Origin of the sequence: Candidatus Purcelliella pentastirinorum, assembly GCF_028748785.1 — a bacterium.
GTDB lineage: Bacteria > Pseudomonadota > Gammaproteobacteria > Enterobacterales > Enterobacteriaceae > Purcelliella > Purcelliella pentastirinorum_A.
The window spans coordinates 153,247-172,868 of the sequence record NZ_CP110496.1 but is presented as its reverse complement, the minus strand read 5'-3'; the positions used below and the strand labels follow the sequence as shown (position 1 = coordinate 172,868).

Annotated in this window: 12 protein-coding genes; 5 read left to right on the top strand and 7 right to left on the bottom strand. The window is 17.8% G+C overall.

Features of this window, described 5'->3' with window-relative positions:
- Window positions 1-21: 21 nt before the first annotated feature.
- From fabZ to frr, 7 genes are all read right to left on the bottom strand, one after another.
- The gene (gene fabZ, locus ONB71_RS00915) at window positions 22-471 is read right to left on the bottom strand and encodes a 3-hydroxyacyl-ACP dehydratase FabZ (RefSeq protein ID WP_274360713.1); all 450 of its coding nucleotides are present in this window, start codon (window positions 469-471) and stop codon (window positions 22-24) included.
- Window positions 472-898: 427 nt separating this feature from the next.
- Entirely contained in the window at window positions 899-1,396 is a 498-nt protein-coding gene (locus ONB71_RS00910; protein WP_274360712.1) for an OmpH family outer membrane protein, read from the bottom strand.
- Window positions 1,397-1,455: 59 nt separating this feature from the next.
- The gene (gene bamA, locus ONB71_RS00905; protein ID WP_274360711.1) at window positions 1,456-3,804 is read right to left on the bottom strand and encodes an outer membrane protein assembly factor BamA; all 2,349 of its coding nucleotides are present in this window, start codon (window positions 3,802-3,804) and stop codon (window positions 1,456-1,458) included.
- 97 nt (window positions 3,805-3,901) lie between these two features.
- Window positions 3,902-5,248: an RIP metalloprotease RseP gene (gene rseP / locus ONB71_RS00900; protein ID WP_274360710.1), complete on the bottom strand. Its 1,347-nt coding sequence runs from the start codon at window positions 5,246-5,248 to the stop codon at window positions 3,902-3,904.
- Window positions 5,242-6,117 carry a phosphatidate cytidylyltransferase gene (locus ONB71_RS00895; RefSeq protein WP_274360709.1) on the bottom strand — a complete coding sequence of 292 codons (876 nt, stop codon included), beginning with the start codon at window positions 6,115-6,117 and terminating at the stop codon, window positions 5,242-5,244. Before ONB71_RS00895 ends, rseP begins: the two co-directional genes overlap by 7 nt.
- Complete coding sequence (gene uppS / locus ONB71_RS00890; protein WP_274360708.1) at window positions 6,118-6,831, bottom strand: polyprenyl diphosphate synthase; 714 nt, start codon at window positions 6,829-6,831, stop codon at window positions 6,118-6,120.
- A gap of 260 nt (window positions 6,832-7,091) precedes the next feature.
- Window positions 7,092-7,646, bottom strand: coding sequence for a ribosome recycling factor (gene frr / locus ONB71_RS00885; RefSeq protein WP_274360707.1), 555 nt, complete (start codon window positions 7,644-7,646; stop codon window positions 7,092-7,094).
- A gap of 288 nt (window positions 7,647-7,934) precedes the next feature.
- On the opposite strand from frr, the gene ONB71_RS00880 reads away from it, so the two are divergent.
- From ONB71_RS00880 to ONB71_RS00860, 5 genes are all read left to right on the top strand, one after another.
- On the top strand, window positions 7,935-11,114 hold the full coding sequence (locus ONB71_RS00880) for an exodeoxyribonuclease V subunit gamma (RefSeq protein ID WP_274360706.1): 3,180 nt from the start codon (window positions 7,935-7,937) through the stop codon (window positions 11,112-11,114).
- A gap of 6 nt (window positions 11,115-11,120) precedes the next feature.
- Window positions 11,121-14,582 (top strand): exodeoxyribonuclease V subunit beta, encoded by a 3,462-nt coding sequence (gene recB, locus ONB71_RS00875; protein WP_274360705.1) that lies wholly within the window; start codon window positions 11,121-11,123, stop codon window positions 14,580-14,582.
- Between the two features lie 20 nt (window positions 14,583-14,602).
- Window positions 14,603-16,417: an exodeoxyribonuclease V subunit alpha gene (recD, locus tag ONB71_RS00870; protein WP_274360704.1), complete on the top strand. Its 1,815-nt coding sequence runs from the start codon at window positions 14,603-14,605 to the stop codon at window positions 16,415-16,417.
- 79 nt (window positions 16,418-16,496) lie between these two features.
- On the top strand, window positions 16,497-18,494 hold the full coding sequence (tkt, locus tag ONB71_RS00865) for a transketolase (RefSeq protein WP_274360703.1): 1,998 nt from the start codon (window positions 16,497-16,499) through the stop codon (window positions 18,492-18,494).
- 88 nt (window positions 18,495-18,582) lie between these two features.
- On the top strand, window positions 18,583-19,599 hold the full coding sequence (locus ONB71_RS00860; protein ID WP_274360702.1) for a glyceraldehyde 3-phosphate dehydrogenase NAD-binding domain-containing protein: 1,017 nt from the start codon (window positions 18,583-18,585) through the stop codon (window positions 19,597-19,599).
- The last annotated feature ends 23 nt before the right edge of the window (window positions 19,600-19,622 follow it).

Genomic DNA, 19,622 nt, shown 5'->3' with positions numbered 1-19,622 from the left:
ATAATCGATTTAGTACATAAATTATTTACTTCGTGAACACATAATATCCGCTTCACAAACAACTTTATTTTTTACATAAGCAATACCCTTAAATTTAGTTAAACCACAACGGGTTTTATCAAAATAAACTTTAATTATCAATTGATCTCCAGGCACAACAGGGCATTTAAATCTAGCATTATCAACACCAGCAAAATAATATAATTCTCCCACTTTTAATTCCCCTAAACTTTTAAATGCTAAAATACCTGTTGCTTGAGCCATAGTTTCTAAAATTAATACTCCAGGAAATATCTTTTTACTAGGAAAATGCCCTTGAAAAAATGGTTCATTAAAAGAAACATTTTTAATTCCTTTTAAAGACATATGAGGGATTATGTAAATAATACGATCTATTAACAAAAATGGATAACGATGAGGTAATAATTTTAAAATTTCTTCAATATTCAAATCATGAATTTTAGTACTCAAAACATTTTCCTATTATTAGAAAGTTTAATTTTAAATAATATTTTATTTTAAAATACTTCTACCTCTGTGCAATATAAAAATATAAAGCATTACAATTTATCATAAAAAATGATTACTTAAATAAATTTAATTAATAAAACTAAACTCAAATTTAAATAATACATAACAATAATTCAAATATGAATTTACAAATAATTTTAAAATAATCAATTTATTTAATAATTAATGAAACATATAATTTATATAGAAAAATGTAATTCTTAATAAATTAAAATAGTTTATTAATATTTATTTAATTATTATTTTTTATATAAAACATTGTTTAACAAAATTAAAAATACAACTAAAAAGATAATAATATTAAATATATTACAATATTATTGTAACATAATTATTTTTTATATAATAATTAAATTAGTACATAAAATTATTTTATTTGTTTTAAAATTTCATCAGTTATATTTTTGATATTACTAGAATATATTACTACATTAGAATCAATTATTAAATTATAGCCTTTAATTATTGCTATTTTACTAACAATATCTTTTATTTTCCTTAAAATTTTATTACGTTCTTCTAATTGTCTACTTTTATTGTCTTCTTCAAAATTCTTTGCTTTCAATAAAAATTTATTATGTTCATTATTAATTTCTTTTTCAATTTTTTTTATCATATTAGGTTGCATTGTCAATTTATTACGTTGAAAAGCATTAATTTTATATTGTAATTTCAATTCTTGTTCTTGCAAGCTTATAGCTCTTTGGTTAAATTCTTTATTTAAAATTTTTTCTATTCCATAAAATTTTGATAAATTATCGAAAACATTATTAATATTTACTATAGCAATTTTATCAAATGAAAATACATTTTCATAAAAAAACAAAAAAAATAAAAAAAATAAAACACGAATAAAATATTTCATTTACTCTCCTAAAGTAAAAAAAATTAGAATTTTAATTAACTTAAATTTAATAAAATACTTTACCATATTTTACCCATACTAAATTGAAACTTTTCTAATTTATCCATCAAACTAGTTTTAATAGGTATGGCGTACGAAAATGTTAAAGGACCTATTGGTGATATCCATTTAAATGAAATACCACTAGATATTCTGATATTATATAAATCACTATAATCAGGTATACCTGATAAATAAAAATTATTTGTATTATCCCAATTTGTATCTAACACTATTCCAGAATCTAAAAATAATGAATAACGAATATTTCTAGTATAATTATTACTAATAAAAAAATTAGGTAAAATTAATTCTGTATTTGTAACTATTATAGAATTACCCCCTATAACATCATTAGATTTTAAAAAAGAATATTTATTTGAACCATTATTTTTAAATAATGGTTTATAATAAACTGCTTTAGGACCAACATCATTATAAACAAAACCTCTTATTGTATCAACACCTCCGGCATAAAAATTTTGATAAAACGGAATTTCTTTTTTACCTATACCATGACCATATCCTAAAAAAATATGATTGGATAATATCCATTTAAAATATTTATCTATAGGTAAATATTTATAACTATCAAAAACTATTTGAAAGTAATTATTTTTCGAACCTGGTATAGTTATTTTAGTATCTAATTTATTATAACTGCCAAATATAGGATAAACTTGTTTATTTAAATTATCAAAAATAAAATTATAATCAAAAATAAAATCATTAGATATTAAATTTTGCTTGTGTAAATAATTCAATTTTTTACCTATGGATTTTAAATATCTCCATACAACAACTTGAGGTTTAATATTTAATAAATTATCATAAGTATATCCTAAACCCAATCCAAAACTATTTTGATTATTTAAATTAAAATTTAATATATTATTAAATAAATAACTTTTTTTAAAATAATTGAAGAAATATAAATTATCTTCTGGTATAGAATTATTATAAATAATATTACTTGATAAATTAATCCTATCAATTATAAAATGCAAACTAGTAAATTCCAATTTACCATAATTTTGACGATTATTTTTAATAATACTTAAACTTAAATTATCACCAACACCTAACCAATTATTCTTATTTAATGAAAATTTAAAATTTACTCCTCCATCATGATTATAACCCACTCCAATATTAAATGATCCAGTATTTAATTCTTGTATTTTATATACAACATTTACTTTATTTTTTGAAGAAGATAAATTTTTAATATATACATTAACATTTTTAAAATACCCAGTACGTTCTAAATTAGATATTCCAACATTAATTAAATCTATATTAAATAAAGAATTTTCCATTTGTTTTATTTCAGATCTCAACATAGAATCTCTAGAAATAAAATTTCCTGTAAAAGATATTCTTTCAACATAAAAACGTTTCCCATTATCTATATTAAAATATAATTTTACAGTTTTATTTTTATAATTAATTTTTGTTTTTATATCTATAAAGGGATTAATATAACCAAAACGAGATAATAATTTTTTTATATTAACCACAATGGACATAATTTTAGAAAAATTATAAATATCATTAATTTTAATTGATATCAAATTATTTAAATTACAAGGATGCTCAAAATCATTATTTATAAATATATTTGAAATTTTATATTTTTCACCTTCATGTATGTTTATAGTTATATAAATATTTTTATTATTTCTGGATAAATTTAATTGAGTAGAATTAATTTTAAAACAAATATATCCATGACTTAAATAAAAATCATGTAATTTCTGAAGTGCAATCATAAAATTTTCTTTTTTATAATTATTTTTATAAAATAAATCAAATCCCAAAAATGATTTTTTTATTCCACATACATAAATAAGATGTTTTAATGAATAATTATTATTTCCTAATATATTTATTCGTTTAATATTGATTAAATTAGACTCAATTATTATTAATTTTAAATCAATTTTATTATTATCCAATGGGGTAATAAAAAATTTTATTTTTGTTTTATATCTACCAATTTTATTGTAAAAATTATTTAATGTTTTTTCAAAAGTTAAAAGCGAAAAACAATCTAGGGGCCTTCCTATAATTATATTATGTAAATACATACTATTTTTTAATAATTTATAATTAATAAATTTATTACCTGTAACACAAATACTTGAAATTATAGGCTTCTCTTTGACTTTAATAATTAAATCATATTTATCACGAAATACCTTTATTTTATTAAAATTACCTGTATGATATAATAATTTAATAAAATTACTAATATCTTCATTAGAAATTTTTTTTTTCTTTATAAAAAAGGCTTCTGATATAATATTATGAAAAGTAAAATTCTTTAATCCATGTACATATATATTTTTTATTGAAAAAGTATTCATACTATGGACATTAAAACAAAAAAATAAAATTATTATAAATAATCTATTAATTAATATTTTCATTTAAATCTTAAAAAATAAATATTAAAGCAAAAAATTAAAAATGAGATAAATCATTAAATAACGCAATAATCATTAAAACGATTAATAAAATTGAACTTATACGATAACTATAAGAATGAAATTTTTTAGATAATGGTTTTCCTTTTATTTTTTCAATTAAAAGAAATAATAAATATCCTCCATCCAATATTGGCATTGGAAATAAATTAATAACTCCTATATTGATACTAATCAAAGCAAGAAATTTCAAATAATAAATAATTCCATATCTAGCCGATACTCCAGAACTTTTAGCAATAAAAATTGGACCACTTAAATTACTTATTTTAAACTCACCAAATACAGTTTTTAATAATAAATTAACAGTTAACCGTACAATACAAATTGTATTTAAAATTGATTTTTTAATAGAAACAAATATATTATATTTGTTAACTACTTTGTAATTATTAGATAATACATTTTTTTTAGTATAAATACCTAAAAAATTTTTAAATTTATTATTTTTTATTAATTTAAATGGAAAATTAAATATATGCTTTACATTATCACGTATTATGATTAATTTAATTAAATTATTTTTATTACAAATTATTTTACTAATAAAATCCATTAATCCTGTAACTCTTATATTATTTACCTCATATAATATATCTCCTATACGTAATTCCAATAATTCAGCTACAGAACCAGATTCTATATATGAAATTGTATTACTAAAATTAAAATTAGGTTCAACAATACCTAAATATAAAAATGGGTCATAATGATAATCAAAATTAAGTTTATTTAAACTAATATGTTTAATGATACAATTGGCATCATAAATTTTATAAACACATAAATCTAATGATTTATTATTCATATCACGTATAAACATCATACGAACAGAATTCCAATCAGGTGTATTAATACCATTAACAGATTTTATAATCATACCAGGAACTATATTTAATTGATCAGCTATAGAATTAGTTATAACATTACTTATTATTGGACGAACATTATACGAACCATGTATATATATTATACAATATAAAAATGTTGATAACAAAAAATTTGCAAAAGAACCAGAAAATATAATTAAACTTCTTTTAAATATACTTTGTTCACTAAAAACCCTTTTTTTTATAATTATTCTTGAACATTTATCATCTTTTTCTAATATTTTTACATACCCACCTAAAGGAATAATGCCTATAGAAAATTTAGTACCGTATCTATCTTTTCTGCTCCATAAGACTTTACCAAAACCAATAGAAAATTTTTTTATTCCAATATTATAAAATCTTGCTACCAAAAAATGACCTAATTCATGGATGGTGACTAAAATTCCCAAGGTAATGATAAAAAAAGAAAAATTCCATATCAAATTTAACATTTATGTACCTGTAAAAATAATAAGTAATTAGAAATTAACGATAATATTATTGTTAAACTATCAATACGATCTAATATACCACCGTGAGAAAAAAATAATCTACCACTATTTTTAACTTTACCAATTCTTTTAAACATACTTTCTTGTAAATCACCAAATAAAGATAAAACTGATACTAAAAAAGATATAATTATTACATATAAATTACTAATATTTAATATTCCTACAGATTTATATATAAAAAAAATTAATGTTAAAAAAAATACACCGGATATATAACCCTCAAAAGTTTTGCCAGGAGATAATTTTATAAATAATTTATTAATACCAAATAACATTCCAAAAATATAAGATGAAGAATCAAAAACCCATATTGGAATTAAAATATATAACAATAAATAAGAACCGTAATAATGGTTTTTTTCGTAACACAATTGCCTAATAAAAATTATATCATAAAAAAAAGGAACTAAAATTAAAAAACCAAATAAAATTTTTAAAAAATAAGAATTTTTCCAAAACAAAGATGATTTAGGGTAATAAATTATCAAAAAAAATGATAATAAACACCATGTTAATGATAATAAATTAATAATTTTGTTAAAATTATTAATAAAAACTAATGAAGACAATAAAAAAAAATTATAAAAAAAAATAAAAATAATAAAACAAAAAATAAATATAAATTTATAAAAAAATTTAATTTTATTTATTTTTACCCATTCATAAATTGATAAAACAAATAACAAAAAAATAGAAAATATAAATTTATATAAAGTTAAAAAAAATAAAATAAAATATATTAAAGATACTAATATTAAAGTTACAATAATACGATTTAACAATATTTTTGTTTCAAATCTAAACATTTATAAACCACCAAAATTACGCTTTCTACAAAAATATGCATCTATTGCTATTTTAAATATTTTATCATCAAAATCTGGCCATAAAATATTAGTAAAATAAAATTCAGTATATGCAATTTGCCAAAGTAAAAAATTACTTAAGCGATATTCGCCTCCAGTTCTAATTAACAAATCTACAGGAGGTAAATGATTTAAAGAAATTAATGAAGAAACAGTATTTTCATTGATTTCATTTGGATTAAGTAGTCCTATTTGAATTAAATAAACAATTCTTTTAATTACTTTTACTATATCCCAACGACCACCATAATTTATAGCAATATTTAATTGCAAACCAGTATTAGATTTAGTTAAATTCTCTGAATATAAAATTAAATTTTTAAATTTTAAATCTAATTGATTTAAATTGCCAATAACTTTTAAACAAATATTATTATTATATATAAATTCAATTTTAGAACTTAATGTACATATAAATAATTTTATTAAAGATAGAATCTCTTGTATGGGTCTACGCCAATTTTCACTACTAAAAGCATATAAAGTTAAAACATTTAATTTATTACATAAAGAAAAATTAATAGCTTTTAAAACAGCTTTAACACCTTTCTTATGTCCATATATACGCGATTTATTCCTTCTTTGAGCCCATCTACCATTACCATCCATTATAATAGCAACATGATTCAATATATTTTTATTTTTTTTAATCATATGTAAATTAACCAAAATAATATCATCATGTTATGATATTTTAAGCAAAAAAACTAAATATTTTTTTTATAAAATATTTAACTTAAATTTATTTTAATAATTGATATTATCAATTTATGTAAATTAAAATATAAACTAATAAAAAATTTATTAATATAAAATAAATATAAATTTAATGATTATTATAAAAAATTATTAAAATTAAAATAAATTAAAAAACATAATTAAAATTAATATATCTACATGCATATATTAATTTATTAAAATTTTAAATTTCTTTTTTTTTTCATATAAATATCTTGAATTTTTTTAATATAATTATTTGTCAATTTTTGTATATCATTTTTTTTATTTCTTTCATTGCCTATGTCTATATTTTTATTTTTTAATAATTTTTTTAATTTATTATTATAAATTCTTCTAATGTTTCTAATAATTATTTTAGTTTTTTCAACTTCATCATTTAAAATTTTCTTTAAAAATATTTTTCTTTCTTTAGTTAAAGAAGGAAATATTATTTTTATAATATTTCCAACAACATTGGGATTTAATCCTAAATTAGATTTTAATATAGCCTTACAAACTATCGGTACAATACTAAAATCAAACACTGATATTTTTAAAGTATTATTATTATCTACTGTGATATTTGAAATATATTTTAATAAACTAATATTACCATAATATTCTACAGATATATTTTCTAATAATGAAGTAGACACTCTGCCTGTTCTGATTTTATTAATACTATTAATAAATTTATAAAAACTTTTTTTCATATCATTACCTGCTTTATTCAAAATATCATTTGACATAAAAATAATCCCCTTAAAATATATTAAAATTTATTATAACTAAATTTTAATAAAAAACTTTTATTATTAAATAATTATAATAAATCAAACTAATAAAAATTTAAAAAAAATATAAATAAATTCAAATAAAAAAAATATAAAAAATAATATCTATTAATTAAGTTAATTTATTATAAAATTACATTTGAAAAAATAAAATATGTATTTTATAAATTTAATAAAAATAAACCTTAAAAAACAAATATAAACAAGTTTTTAATAATAGAAATTACTTTCATAAATAAAAAAATGATATTTACATACTGTTCTAATGATATTATTTACTTAAAAAATATTATAAAAAAAACAATAATTAAAAATAAATCAAATAATATATTTTCAAGTGAATATATTTTAATACAAAATAAATGTATGGCTCAATGGTTACAAATATCTTTAACTAAAGATATTGGTTTTGTTTGCAATTTAAATTTTATATTTATAAATAATTTCTTAACAAAAATATTCCAATTAATATCCCATAATAAATTTATATATCATAAATTAAATAAAAATATTTTAACTTGGATTATTATGTCGATATTTAATAAATATATATTTTGCAAAGATATCAATATAATTAAAAAATATTTAAAATCAGACATTCATCATAATAAATTAATACAATTATCATATAAATTAGCTATTATCTTTGAAAGATATACAATATACAGACCAAATATTATAGATAATTGGGAAAAAATAAATAATGTAAGTAAAATTAAAGATAATAACAAATGGCAAGAATTTATATGGAAAAAAATCATTAAATATAAAAAAAAAAATTATCCTAAATTATACAATGAATATGAAATTTTTAAAAAAATAATAAAAATTTTGAAAAACAAAAAAAAAGAAAAAAATAATAATTTAAAAAATATTCGTTTGTTTATATTTGATGTGTTCACATTATCCCAAATACATTTTAAAACAATAAAAGAATTGGGTAAACATTTTAATATATATATATTATTTAATAATCCATCAAAATACATAAAAAAAAAAAACAACAAACCTAAAAAAATAAATAACGTATTGTTAGAATATTGGGATCATATAAGTAAAAATTATATGTTTTATTTAAAAAAAATAAATAAAAATATAAAATATAAATCCAAAAACATTCAATCAAATAATATGTTACAAAACATACAAAAAAATATATCACATAAAAAAGAACAAAATAAAAAAAATAATTTTTTATTTGATAAAAATGATAATTCCATTTCAATACATATTTGTAATAATAAAAAACATGAAATAGAAATACTACATAATTATCTATTAAAAACTATAAATAAAAATAAAAGAATAAAGTTAAATGAAATAATAATTATAGCTAGTAATATAAATAAATATATACCATTTATTGATGGTATATTTAATAATTATTATAAAAACAGAAGATTAAAATATAACATTTTAGAAAAAACAAATAAAAATGAAATATTAAAAATAATTATAGAAATATTAAATATTAACAATATGAATTTTGATTTGAATGAAATATTTAATTTACTAGAAAAAAATGATATTTCCGATAAATTTAATATGGATAAAAAAAAAATTTGTTTTTTAAAAATACTAGCACAAAAAGCTAATATACGAAATGGACTAGAAAAAATAAATAAATATTATAAAACTAAAAAATATACATGGATATTCGGATTAGAAAGATTATTTTTAGGAAATTTTTTAAAAGAAAAAAACGGTCCTTGGAATAAAATATTACCATGTGATTATCAAATAAATATATCAAATAATACTATAGATAATTTGCAAAAATTTATAAAAACATTAATAAAATGGAAAAAAAAATTATTTTACAAACATAGAATAAAAACATGGAAAAAAATAATAAATGATTTAATAAAAGATTTTTTTAAAGAAAATAAATATAATTTAAAAAAAATTATTTTCATAAAAAAGATCTGGAATCAAATAATAAACGAAATTAAAATATCAAAATATACATCAAATATTCATATAAAATCATTATTATATATACTAGAAAATAAAATAAACAAAAAAAAAATAAAATATAATTTATTCAACAATAAAATAAATTTTACTTCATTTCCATTTATACCATTAAATCCTTATAAAATAATCTGTTTAATTGGAATGAATCATAATTTATTTCCTAAAAAAGAAAAAATAATAAATTTTGATTTAGTCAAATATAAAAAAAATAAATGCGACCCAAATAAAGAAAATTATGATAGATATCTATTTCTTAAATTGATTTTAAATGTCAAAAAAGAACTATATATTAGCTATACAAAAGATTTTAACACTCAAAATAATAACACATTAAATGAATCAATCATTATTACTGAACTAGTAGATTATATATCTAATAATTTTTATTATAAAACAAATAAAAAAAATAATTTCATAAAAAATCAAAAATTAATTAAAAAACATCTTTATAATTTACACGATAATATTATATACAATCATCCAATTAATGATATTAAAATAATAAAACCCAAAATAAATAATTTTATTTCATACAATAAAAAAATAAAAAATATAAATTTTAAAAACTTATTAGAATTTTGGAATAATCCTATAAAAATATTTATAAATGATAATTTAAAAATAAAATTTAAAGAAAAACCTACGAATAATTTAAATAAATATGAATCTTTTGATTTAAATTATATAGAGAAATATAAAATATCTAAAGAAATATTGGATAATTTAATCAATAAAAAAAAAATAAATAATTTATATTTAAAATATTCCCTATCAGGGAATTTACCATATAATAATTTCGGAAAATTCTATTGGGAAAATATATATATAGAAATGAAAAATATTGCTAAAAATATATTAATTTCAAAAAAAAAAATAGTAAATGTTGATTTTAAAATTAAAATAAATAAATATTATTTAAAAGGATCTTTAAACAGCATTAGAAGTTCTGGAATGATAAAATGGACATCATCTAAATTAAACATTAATATCATCATGGATTTATGGTTAAAACATTTAATCTATTCTACATTAGGGTATAAAAATAATAGTTATATATTAACTAAAAATAATTTTAAACTATATTTTTCAAGATTAAATAAAAAAATAGCTAAAAAATATTTAAAAATATATGTTTTAGGGTATTTATACGGAATAAATAAACCTTTAATATTACCAATAAGATCTTGTTGGGCATGGATAAATACATATTTTACAAATAAAAATAATGAAATTTTAATTAATAAAAGATTAAAAAATAAAGCTATTAAAGATTTTTATAAAGAATGGTATGGTAATGAATATTACATTGGAGAAAAAAATAACATATACATAAAAAATTTAATAAAAAATATTGATCTTTATAAAATAAAAAAAATATGTAAAAATTCTAAAAAATGGTTATTACCAATAGTAAAATTTAAAAAAATCAAAAAAATTAAAAAATAAATGCATATGTTAAATATTTTTAATATTCCATTAAAAGGTAAAATTCTAATAGAGTCATCCGCTGGTACCGGAAAAACTTTTACAATAATTATTACATATATTAGATTAATTTTAGGAATAAATACAAAAAATTTGTATAAAAAACCACTATCAGTAAAAAAAATTTTAATTTTAACTTATACAAACTATGGAAGTTTAGAAATTAAAAAAAAAATATACGAAAATATAAATATTTTATTAAGATCTTGTATTGAAAAAAAGTGTTCAAATGATATATTATTAAAAATTTTTAAAAAAATAAAAAATTTTAAAACTAGTATAAAAATACTATTAAAAGCTAAAAAACAAATAAATAACGCACCAATTTGTACAATACATGTCTTTTGTAAAAAAATATTAGAAACATACGCATTAGAATTAAGTATACCATTTAAATATAAATTATTAAAAAATAAATCTATTCTACATGAACAATCAGTAATAAATTTTTGGAGAAAATATTTTTATAAACTAGAATTTAATATAGTTAAATATATTATATATAAAATTAAAACTCCTAAAAATTTATCAAAAATAATTTCACCCTGGCTAGATGGCGAACTTCCAAGATTTGAAAATATACAAATAAAAAAAGAATCAATATTATCAAAAAAATTTCAAGAAATAATAAAAACCATTGAAAAAATTAAAACAGAATGGAATAAAAATAAAAATAAAATAATTTCAATAATATTATCTTCAAAAGTAAATAAAAAAATATACAATAAAAAGAATTTATTAATTTGGTTTGATAAAGTAACAGATTGGGTTTACGACAAAAATACTATCGAATTTATGCCTAAAATATTAAAATATTTTAGGATAAGTATAATTAATAAAAATCAAGAAATAAAAAAAATAAATAAATATAAAGTATTTCATTTTATTGAGGAATTATTCAATAAAGAAATTTCATTGTACTATCATATAATATCGTTTGCAATTATAAAAACTCGTGAAATAATAAAAAAAGAAAAAATAAATAAAAATTTAATCTCATTTGATGATCTAATAAGTATTATTAATACATCAATAAAAAATAAAAATTTTGAAAAAATATCTAAAAAAATAAATAAGGATTATCCAGTAACTATAATTGATGAATTTCAAGATACTGATTATTGTCAGTACAAAATATTTGATAATATATATAATAAAAAAAAAAAATTTACTTTATTACTAGTAGGTGATCCAAAACAAGCAATTTATGATTTTAGAAATGCAGATATATTTTCTTATATAAAAATAACATCTAAAATATCTAAAAAATTTAATTTAATAACAAATTGGAGATCTTCCCCTTCAATAGTTGAAAATATTAATAAAATATTTTCAATAAAAAAAAACCCCTTTGTATTAGATATGATACTTTTTACACAATCTAAATATAATAAAAAAAATTCAAATTTATCATTTTTATTAAATAAAAAAAAACAACCAGCAATAAAAATTTGGTATATAAAAAATAACGAATTAAATTATTTTAATAATAAAATATTAATAGCTCAAAAATGCGCATATGAGATATGTTCGTGGTTAAAATATAGCAAAAAAAATAAATCCTGTATAGTAAATAAAATAAAAATATCAAAGCCACTATGTGCATCTGATATAGCAATTTTAGTAAAAAATAATAAGGAAGCAAAAATAATATGTAAAATATTTAAAAAAAATAATTTACAAACATTTTATCTATCTAATAATAATAATGTATACTCAACAATTGAAGCTAAAGAAATATTATTAATTTTAAAAACAATAATAAACCCGGAGAATATTAATATATTAAAAAGTAGCCTTGTAACAAACATAATAAATTTTAATATATTTGAATTAAGTAAAATAGAAAAAAATAAAAACTTATATTATACATTTATTAAAAAATTTAAATTTTATTATGAAATTTGGAAAAAATTTGGAATAATATCATTATTCAACATGATATTATCAGATTTTAATATAATTAAAAAAAACAATATCATTCATAATGATGAACAAAAAATAATAAATATTTTACATATTGGAGAATTATTACATAAAATTTATTATGAAACTCATAATACAAATAATATAATTAATTATCTTGAAAAAAGAATAAATAATACTGAAAAAACAAAAAAGAATGAACAAATTAGATATAATAATATAAATAATAAAATTAAAGTAATGACAATTCATAAATCTAAAGGACTAGAATTTCCAATTGTATGGATTCCATTCATTACAAATAATAATAAAATTAATAGAAATATTTATCATGACAGAAATAACTTTAATAAAATTTTAAATTTACAAAAAAATAAAAAAAAATTAATTGAAGAAGAGATATTATCAGAAAATATTAGAAAATTTTATGTAGCATTAACAAGAGCTATATGTAATTGTAATATAATAATAATATCAACCAAAAAAAAAAAGGAAATAAACCTTAATAATCAAAATGAATTAAACTATTTAATAAATGATAAAAATGAATTGAATTTTAAAAAAAATTTAATTAATTTTCAAAAAAAATTCTCAAAAAATAAAATTAATATTTCCTATTTTAAAAATAAAAAAAATATAAATTACAATGAAGAAAACTTGATAAAAAAAAAGGAAAAAATATATTATTTAAAACATATATTAAAAAATGACACATTAATAAATAGTTTTTCTAGTATAAAAAAAGAAAAATTAAAAAATAAAAATTTATACATAAAAAACAATATTAAAAAAAATAAAATTTTAACTCCCCATAATTTCCCTAGAGGAAAATACTACGGGAACTTTTTACATAAATTATTGGAAAATATAGATTTTAATAAACCATTAAATTATAATTTCATTAATAAAATAATTAAAAACATAGAATTAAATAAAAATTGGACACCAATTATTATTAGTTGGTTAAAAAATATATTAAACAAAAAATTAAATAAAAAAAATATATGTCTATCAAAAATAAAAAAAAATGAATACAAAAAAGAATTAAGATTTTATATAAAAATAAAAAAAAATATTACAAAAAAAATATTTAATAAAATAATATGCTGTTACGACAATATATCTTCAAAATCCACAAAATTAAAATTTAATAAATTATCAGGAATATTAACTGGTTCTATTGATATGATATTTAATTGGCAAAATAAATATTACTTGATTGACTATAAATCAAATTGGTTGGGATACAGCGATAAATCATATTCTCAAATTAAATTAAAAAATACGATAATACAATATAGATATGATTTACAATATAATATATATGCATTAGCATTACATAAATATTTAAAACAAAAAATAAAAAATTATAAATTTAAAACAAATTTTGGAGGAATATTTTATTTATTTATTAGAGGTATAAACAATAATAATAAAAATGGTATTTTTTTTAAAAAAATAAAATTTGATTTTATAAATGAATTTAATAATTTTTTTAAGTAAAACATAAATATTTAATATATATGTTAAAAAATATTTCAAATATAATAAAATTATTTTTAAAAAATAAAATAATAACAGAAAATAATCTAAATTTTGCAAAAATTATCCTAAAAAAAAAAGTAAAACTACTTATTCTTACTATTGCAACATTACATGCTGAAATGAAACAAGGTAGTTCATGTTTACCAATAGAAAAATTATTAAAAAAAATTAAAAAACAAATACTAAAAAATAAAAGAAAAAAAATAACAAAAATAAATATTTTAAAATCATTACTAAAATTTAATATAGTAAGTATATACAATGAAAAAAAAATAACTCCAATAATTATATTTAATAATAAAATATATTTATACAAGATATGGAAAATGGAAAATAAAATAGCCAAATTTTTAAATATAAATAAAAAAAATAATTATATAAATTACAAAAAACTAAAAATTAATATAAATAATTTATTCAATAAAACTGATAAACATCTAAAAATAGCTGCAAAACTTGCACTAACTAAAAAAATAACTTTTATAATGGGAGGTCCTGGTACAGGAAAAACAACACTAATAAAAAAGATAATAATATTATTATTATATAATGCCAAAAAAAAAATTAATATAAAATTAGCCACTCCTACTGGCAAATCAGCCGCTAAATTAACAGAAGAAATAAACAAAAAAATAAAAAACAAAAAAATAATAATAAAAAATAAAAAATGTATTCCCAAACAAGCATATACTATACATACATTAATAGGCTTAAATTATTATAAAAATAAAATTTATTATAAAAAAGAAAATACATTAAATATAGATGTATTAATTATTGATGAATCATCTATGCTAGATATGCAAGTTATATCAAATATAATTTCAGCCATACAAACTAAAACACAAATAATCTTTATAGGAGATAAGGATCAATTAGATCCTATAGGAATAGGTAATATATTATCAGATATATATAAATTAAAAAAAAATAAACAAAATATATCATATATTATACACAAAAAAAATTTTAATAAAAATTATAAATCTAATATGCTATGTAATAATATATATATGTTAAAAAAAAATTATCGTTTTAAAAAAAATTCTGGTATAGCAAAAATAGCTAAAGCAATAAATTCAAACAATATGGTTAAAGTAAAAAGTTTATTAAATTCAGGCCTTAAAGATATAAAATTAATAAATATAAATAAAAAAAATAATTATTCAATATTAATACATAAATTTATTAAAATTTACAAAAAAATTCTAAATATGTTAAAAAATAAAAAACCTATAATTAATATAATAAATTATTTGAATAAACATCAATTACTATGTGCACTAAAAAAAGGAAATTTTGGAACAAAAAAAATAAATTATGATATCAAATTAATTCTAATAGAAAAGAAATTAATAAATTATAAAAATAAAATGAAAAAATGGTACATAGGTCAGCCTATAATAATAACAAAAAACGATTATAATTTAAAAATATACAATGGAAATATAGGTATCATTTTATTGGATAAGAATAAAAAACCTAATATTTTTTTCAAAAAAAAACAAAAAGATATCAAAAAAATACCCATAGAATTTATAAAACATTACAAATCAGCATGGTCTATTACAGTACATAAAGCACAAGGATCAGAATTTGAAAAAGTAAGCTTGATATTACCAAATGAACATATACCAATATTAAACAAAAAACTAATATATACAGCAATTACAAGAGCAAAAAAAAAAATGATAATATATACAAATAAAAAAACCTTATACAAATCAATACAATATTATACAAAAAGAAATACTGGTTTAATCGAACAAATAAATTATTTATATAAAAAATAATTTTTTATTAAATATATGTAATTAACAATTTAGTATATAATAATAAATTATAAAAAAAACTGTACTAAAGAGTTATAAAATGATATCACGTAAAGAATTAGCAAATGCTATCAGAATACTAACAATTGATGCAATATATAAAGCTCAATCAGGTCATCCAGGAGCGCCTATGGGGATGGCAGATATCGCTGAAGTATTATGGAGAGATTATTTAAATCACAACCCTAATAATCCCAGATGGATAAACAGAGATAGGTTTGTTTTATCTAATGGACATGCATCAATGTTAATTTATAGTATATTGCATTTGACAGGATATAATTTATCTATAAAAGATTTAAAATCATTTAGGACTATTAATTCTAAAACTCCTGGACACCCTGAAATTGAAAAGAATATAGGTATAGAAACTACTACAGGACCCTTAGGACAAGGACTTGCAAACGGTATTGGTTTTGCAATCTCTGAAAAACTATTAAGTAAACAATTTAATAAAAAAGAATTCGATATAATAAATCATTATACATATGTATTTGTTGGAGATGGATGTATGATGGAAGGAATTTCACATGAAGTATGTTCCTTAGCAGGAAAACTAAAATTAAATAAATTAATAGTATTTTACGATGACAATGGTATATCAATTGATGGACAAACAAAAAATTATTTCATTGAAAACATAACACAAAGATTTAAAGCATATAAATGGAATGTTATTTCTAACATAGATGGACATAATTCAGAAAAAATAAAAGAATCTATTAAAAAAGCAAAAAAAGAATCTGAAAAACCATCACTTATTATATGTAAAACAATAATAGGTTATGGTTCACCAAATAAATCTGGAACAAACGAAATACATGGTTCACCTTTAAATAAAGAAGAAATATTATTAACAAGAGAAAAACTAAAATGGAAATATAAACCATTCTTTATTCCACAAATAATATATAAATTATGGGATGCAAGAGAAAAAGGGGAAAATCAAGAAAATAAATGGAATAAAAAATTTAAATCTTATAAAAAAATATATCCAAATTTATGTCAAGAATTAAAAAGAAGAGTAAAAAGAAATTTACCTGTAAATTGGAAAAAAGATATGAAAAATCTTTTTATTGATTTAAAAAAAAATAAAAAAAATATTTCTACTAGAAAAGCATCACAAAATATAATTAATAATATTAATAAAATATTACCCGAATATTTAGGAGGATCAGCTGATTTATCAGCAAGCAACCTAACAACAAGTTCAAACACAAAAGATATAAACACTAATGATAATGGAAATTATATTTATTATGGGGTAAGAGAATTTGGTATGACAGCAATAGCAAATGGTATATCAATTTATGGTGGATTTATACCTTCAACAGCTACTTTTTTGACATTTTTTGATTACGCAAAAAATGCTGTTAGAATGGCATCTTTAATGAATATTAGACAAATATTAATTTATACACATGATTCTATAGGTGTTGGAGAAGATGGACCAACACATCAACCAGTAGAACAAATAGCAAACATTAGAAGTATACCTAATATAAATCTTTGGAGACCATGTGATCAAATAGAAACATTTTTTGCATGGAAATATGCCATTGAAAATAAAAATTCTCCTACAACCCTAATTCTATCAAGACAAGATACAATGTATCAAAAAAGAAACAAAAATACATTAAATAAAATAAAAAGAGGTGGATATATAATAAGAGATAATTCAACTAAAAATAAACCTCAATTAATTATAATTGCAACAGGTTCAGAAGTACAATTAGCTGTAAAAGCATATGATAAATTAATATCTAGCGGGTATAAAATTAGAATTATATCAATGCCATCTACGGATATATTTGACAAACAAAACAAAGAATACAGAGAATCTATACTACCTTCAAAAATAAAAAAAAGAATAGCAATAGAAGCAAGTTATTCAGATTATTGGTTTAAATATATTGGACTTGATGGTATAATCATAGGAATGAAAACATTTGGTAAATCTGGAAAAAATGAAGATTTATTTAAAAATTTTGGTTTTACTACAAATAATATTATAAAAAAAGCAAAATCAATATTATAATTTAATTAAAAAATAAAGAATAATATTATTTTCTATAAATAATTTGAATATTATTGATATTAAAATAAAAAAATTATATAGGATTGAAATGACTATTCATATAGCAATTAATGGTTTTGGTAGGATTAGACGTAGTGTTATAAGAGCTTTATGTGAAATAAAACGTCAAAAAAAAATTAATGTAGTTGCAATTAATAAAAAGAAAAATATAAACCTAATACCATACTTGCTAGAATATGATACAACTCAAGGTAAATTTCCATATAAAATAAATAAAAATGGTGATATTTTAAAAATTAATAAAGACAGAATAAAAATTCTGCAATATAAAAAAATAAATCAATTATCATGGAAAGAATTAAAAATAAATATAGTTCTTGACTGTACAGGAACTTATAAAAAAACTAAAAATAGAAGAAAACATTTGCTTTCAGGAATAAAAAAATTTTTATTTTCATACCCTGGAAATAAAAATATAGATAAAATAATAGTATTTGGGATAAACCATAAAAACTTAAAACAAACAGATAACGTAATATCTAATGCATCATGCACCTCAAATTGTGCTATTCCTATTATTAAAATATTAGATGATAAATTTGGTGTTAAACATGGTTTTATAACTATAATCCATCCATCAATGAACGATCAAAATATTATTGATAATTATAATAATGATCTAAATCTAATTAGATCCTCTATACATTCAATAATCCCTATAAATACTAATTTAACAAAAAATATTACAAAAATTTTACCAACATTCAAAAATAAATTTACTGCAAATGCAATTAGAATACCTACTACAAATGTGATAGCATCAATTTTAAATATTTTTCTTAAAGATAAAGTAAATATATATAATGTAAATTCTAGTTTAGAAAACGCTTCCAAAAAAAAATTAAAAAGAATAATGAAATATACAGAATTACCTTTAATATCTAATAATTTTAATCATGATTCTCATAGTGCAATTATAGACGGAAGACAAAATAAAACTAATAATAAAAATTTAGTAAAAATATTAGCTTGGTGTGACAATGAATGGGGGTTTGCTAATAGAATGATTGATACTACATTAGTAATAGCATCAAAATTTTTATAATTAAAAAAAAAATATATATATTT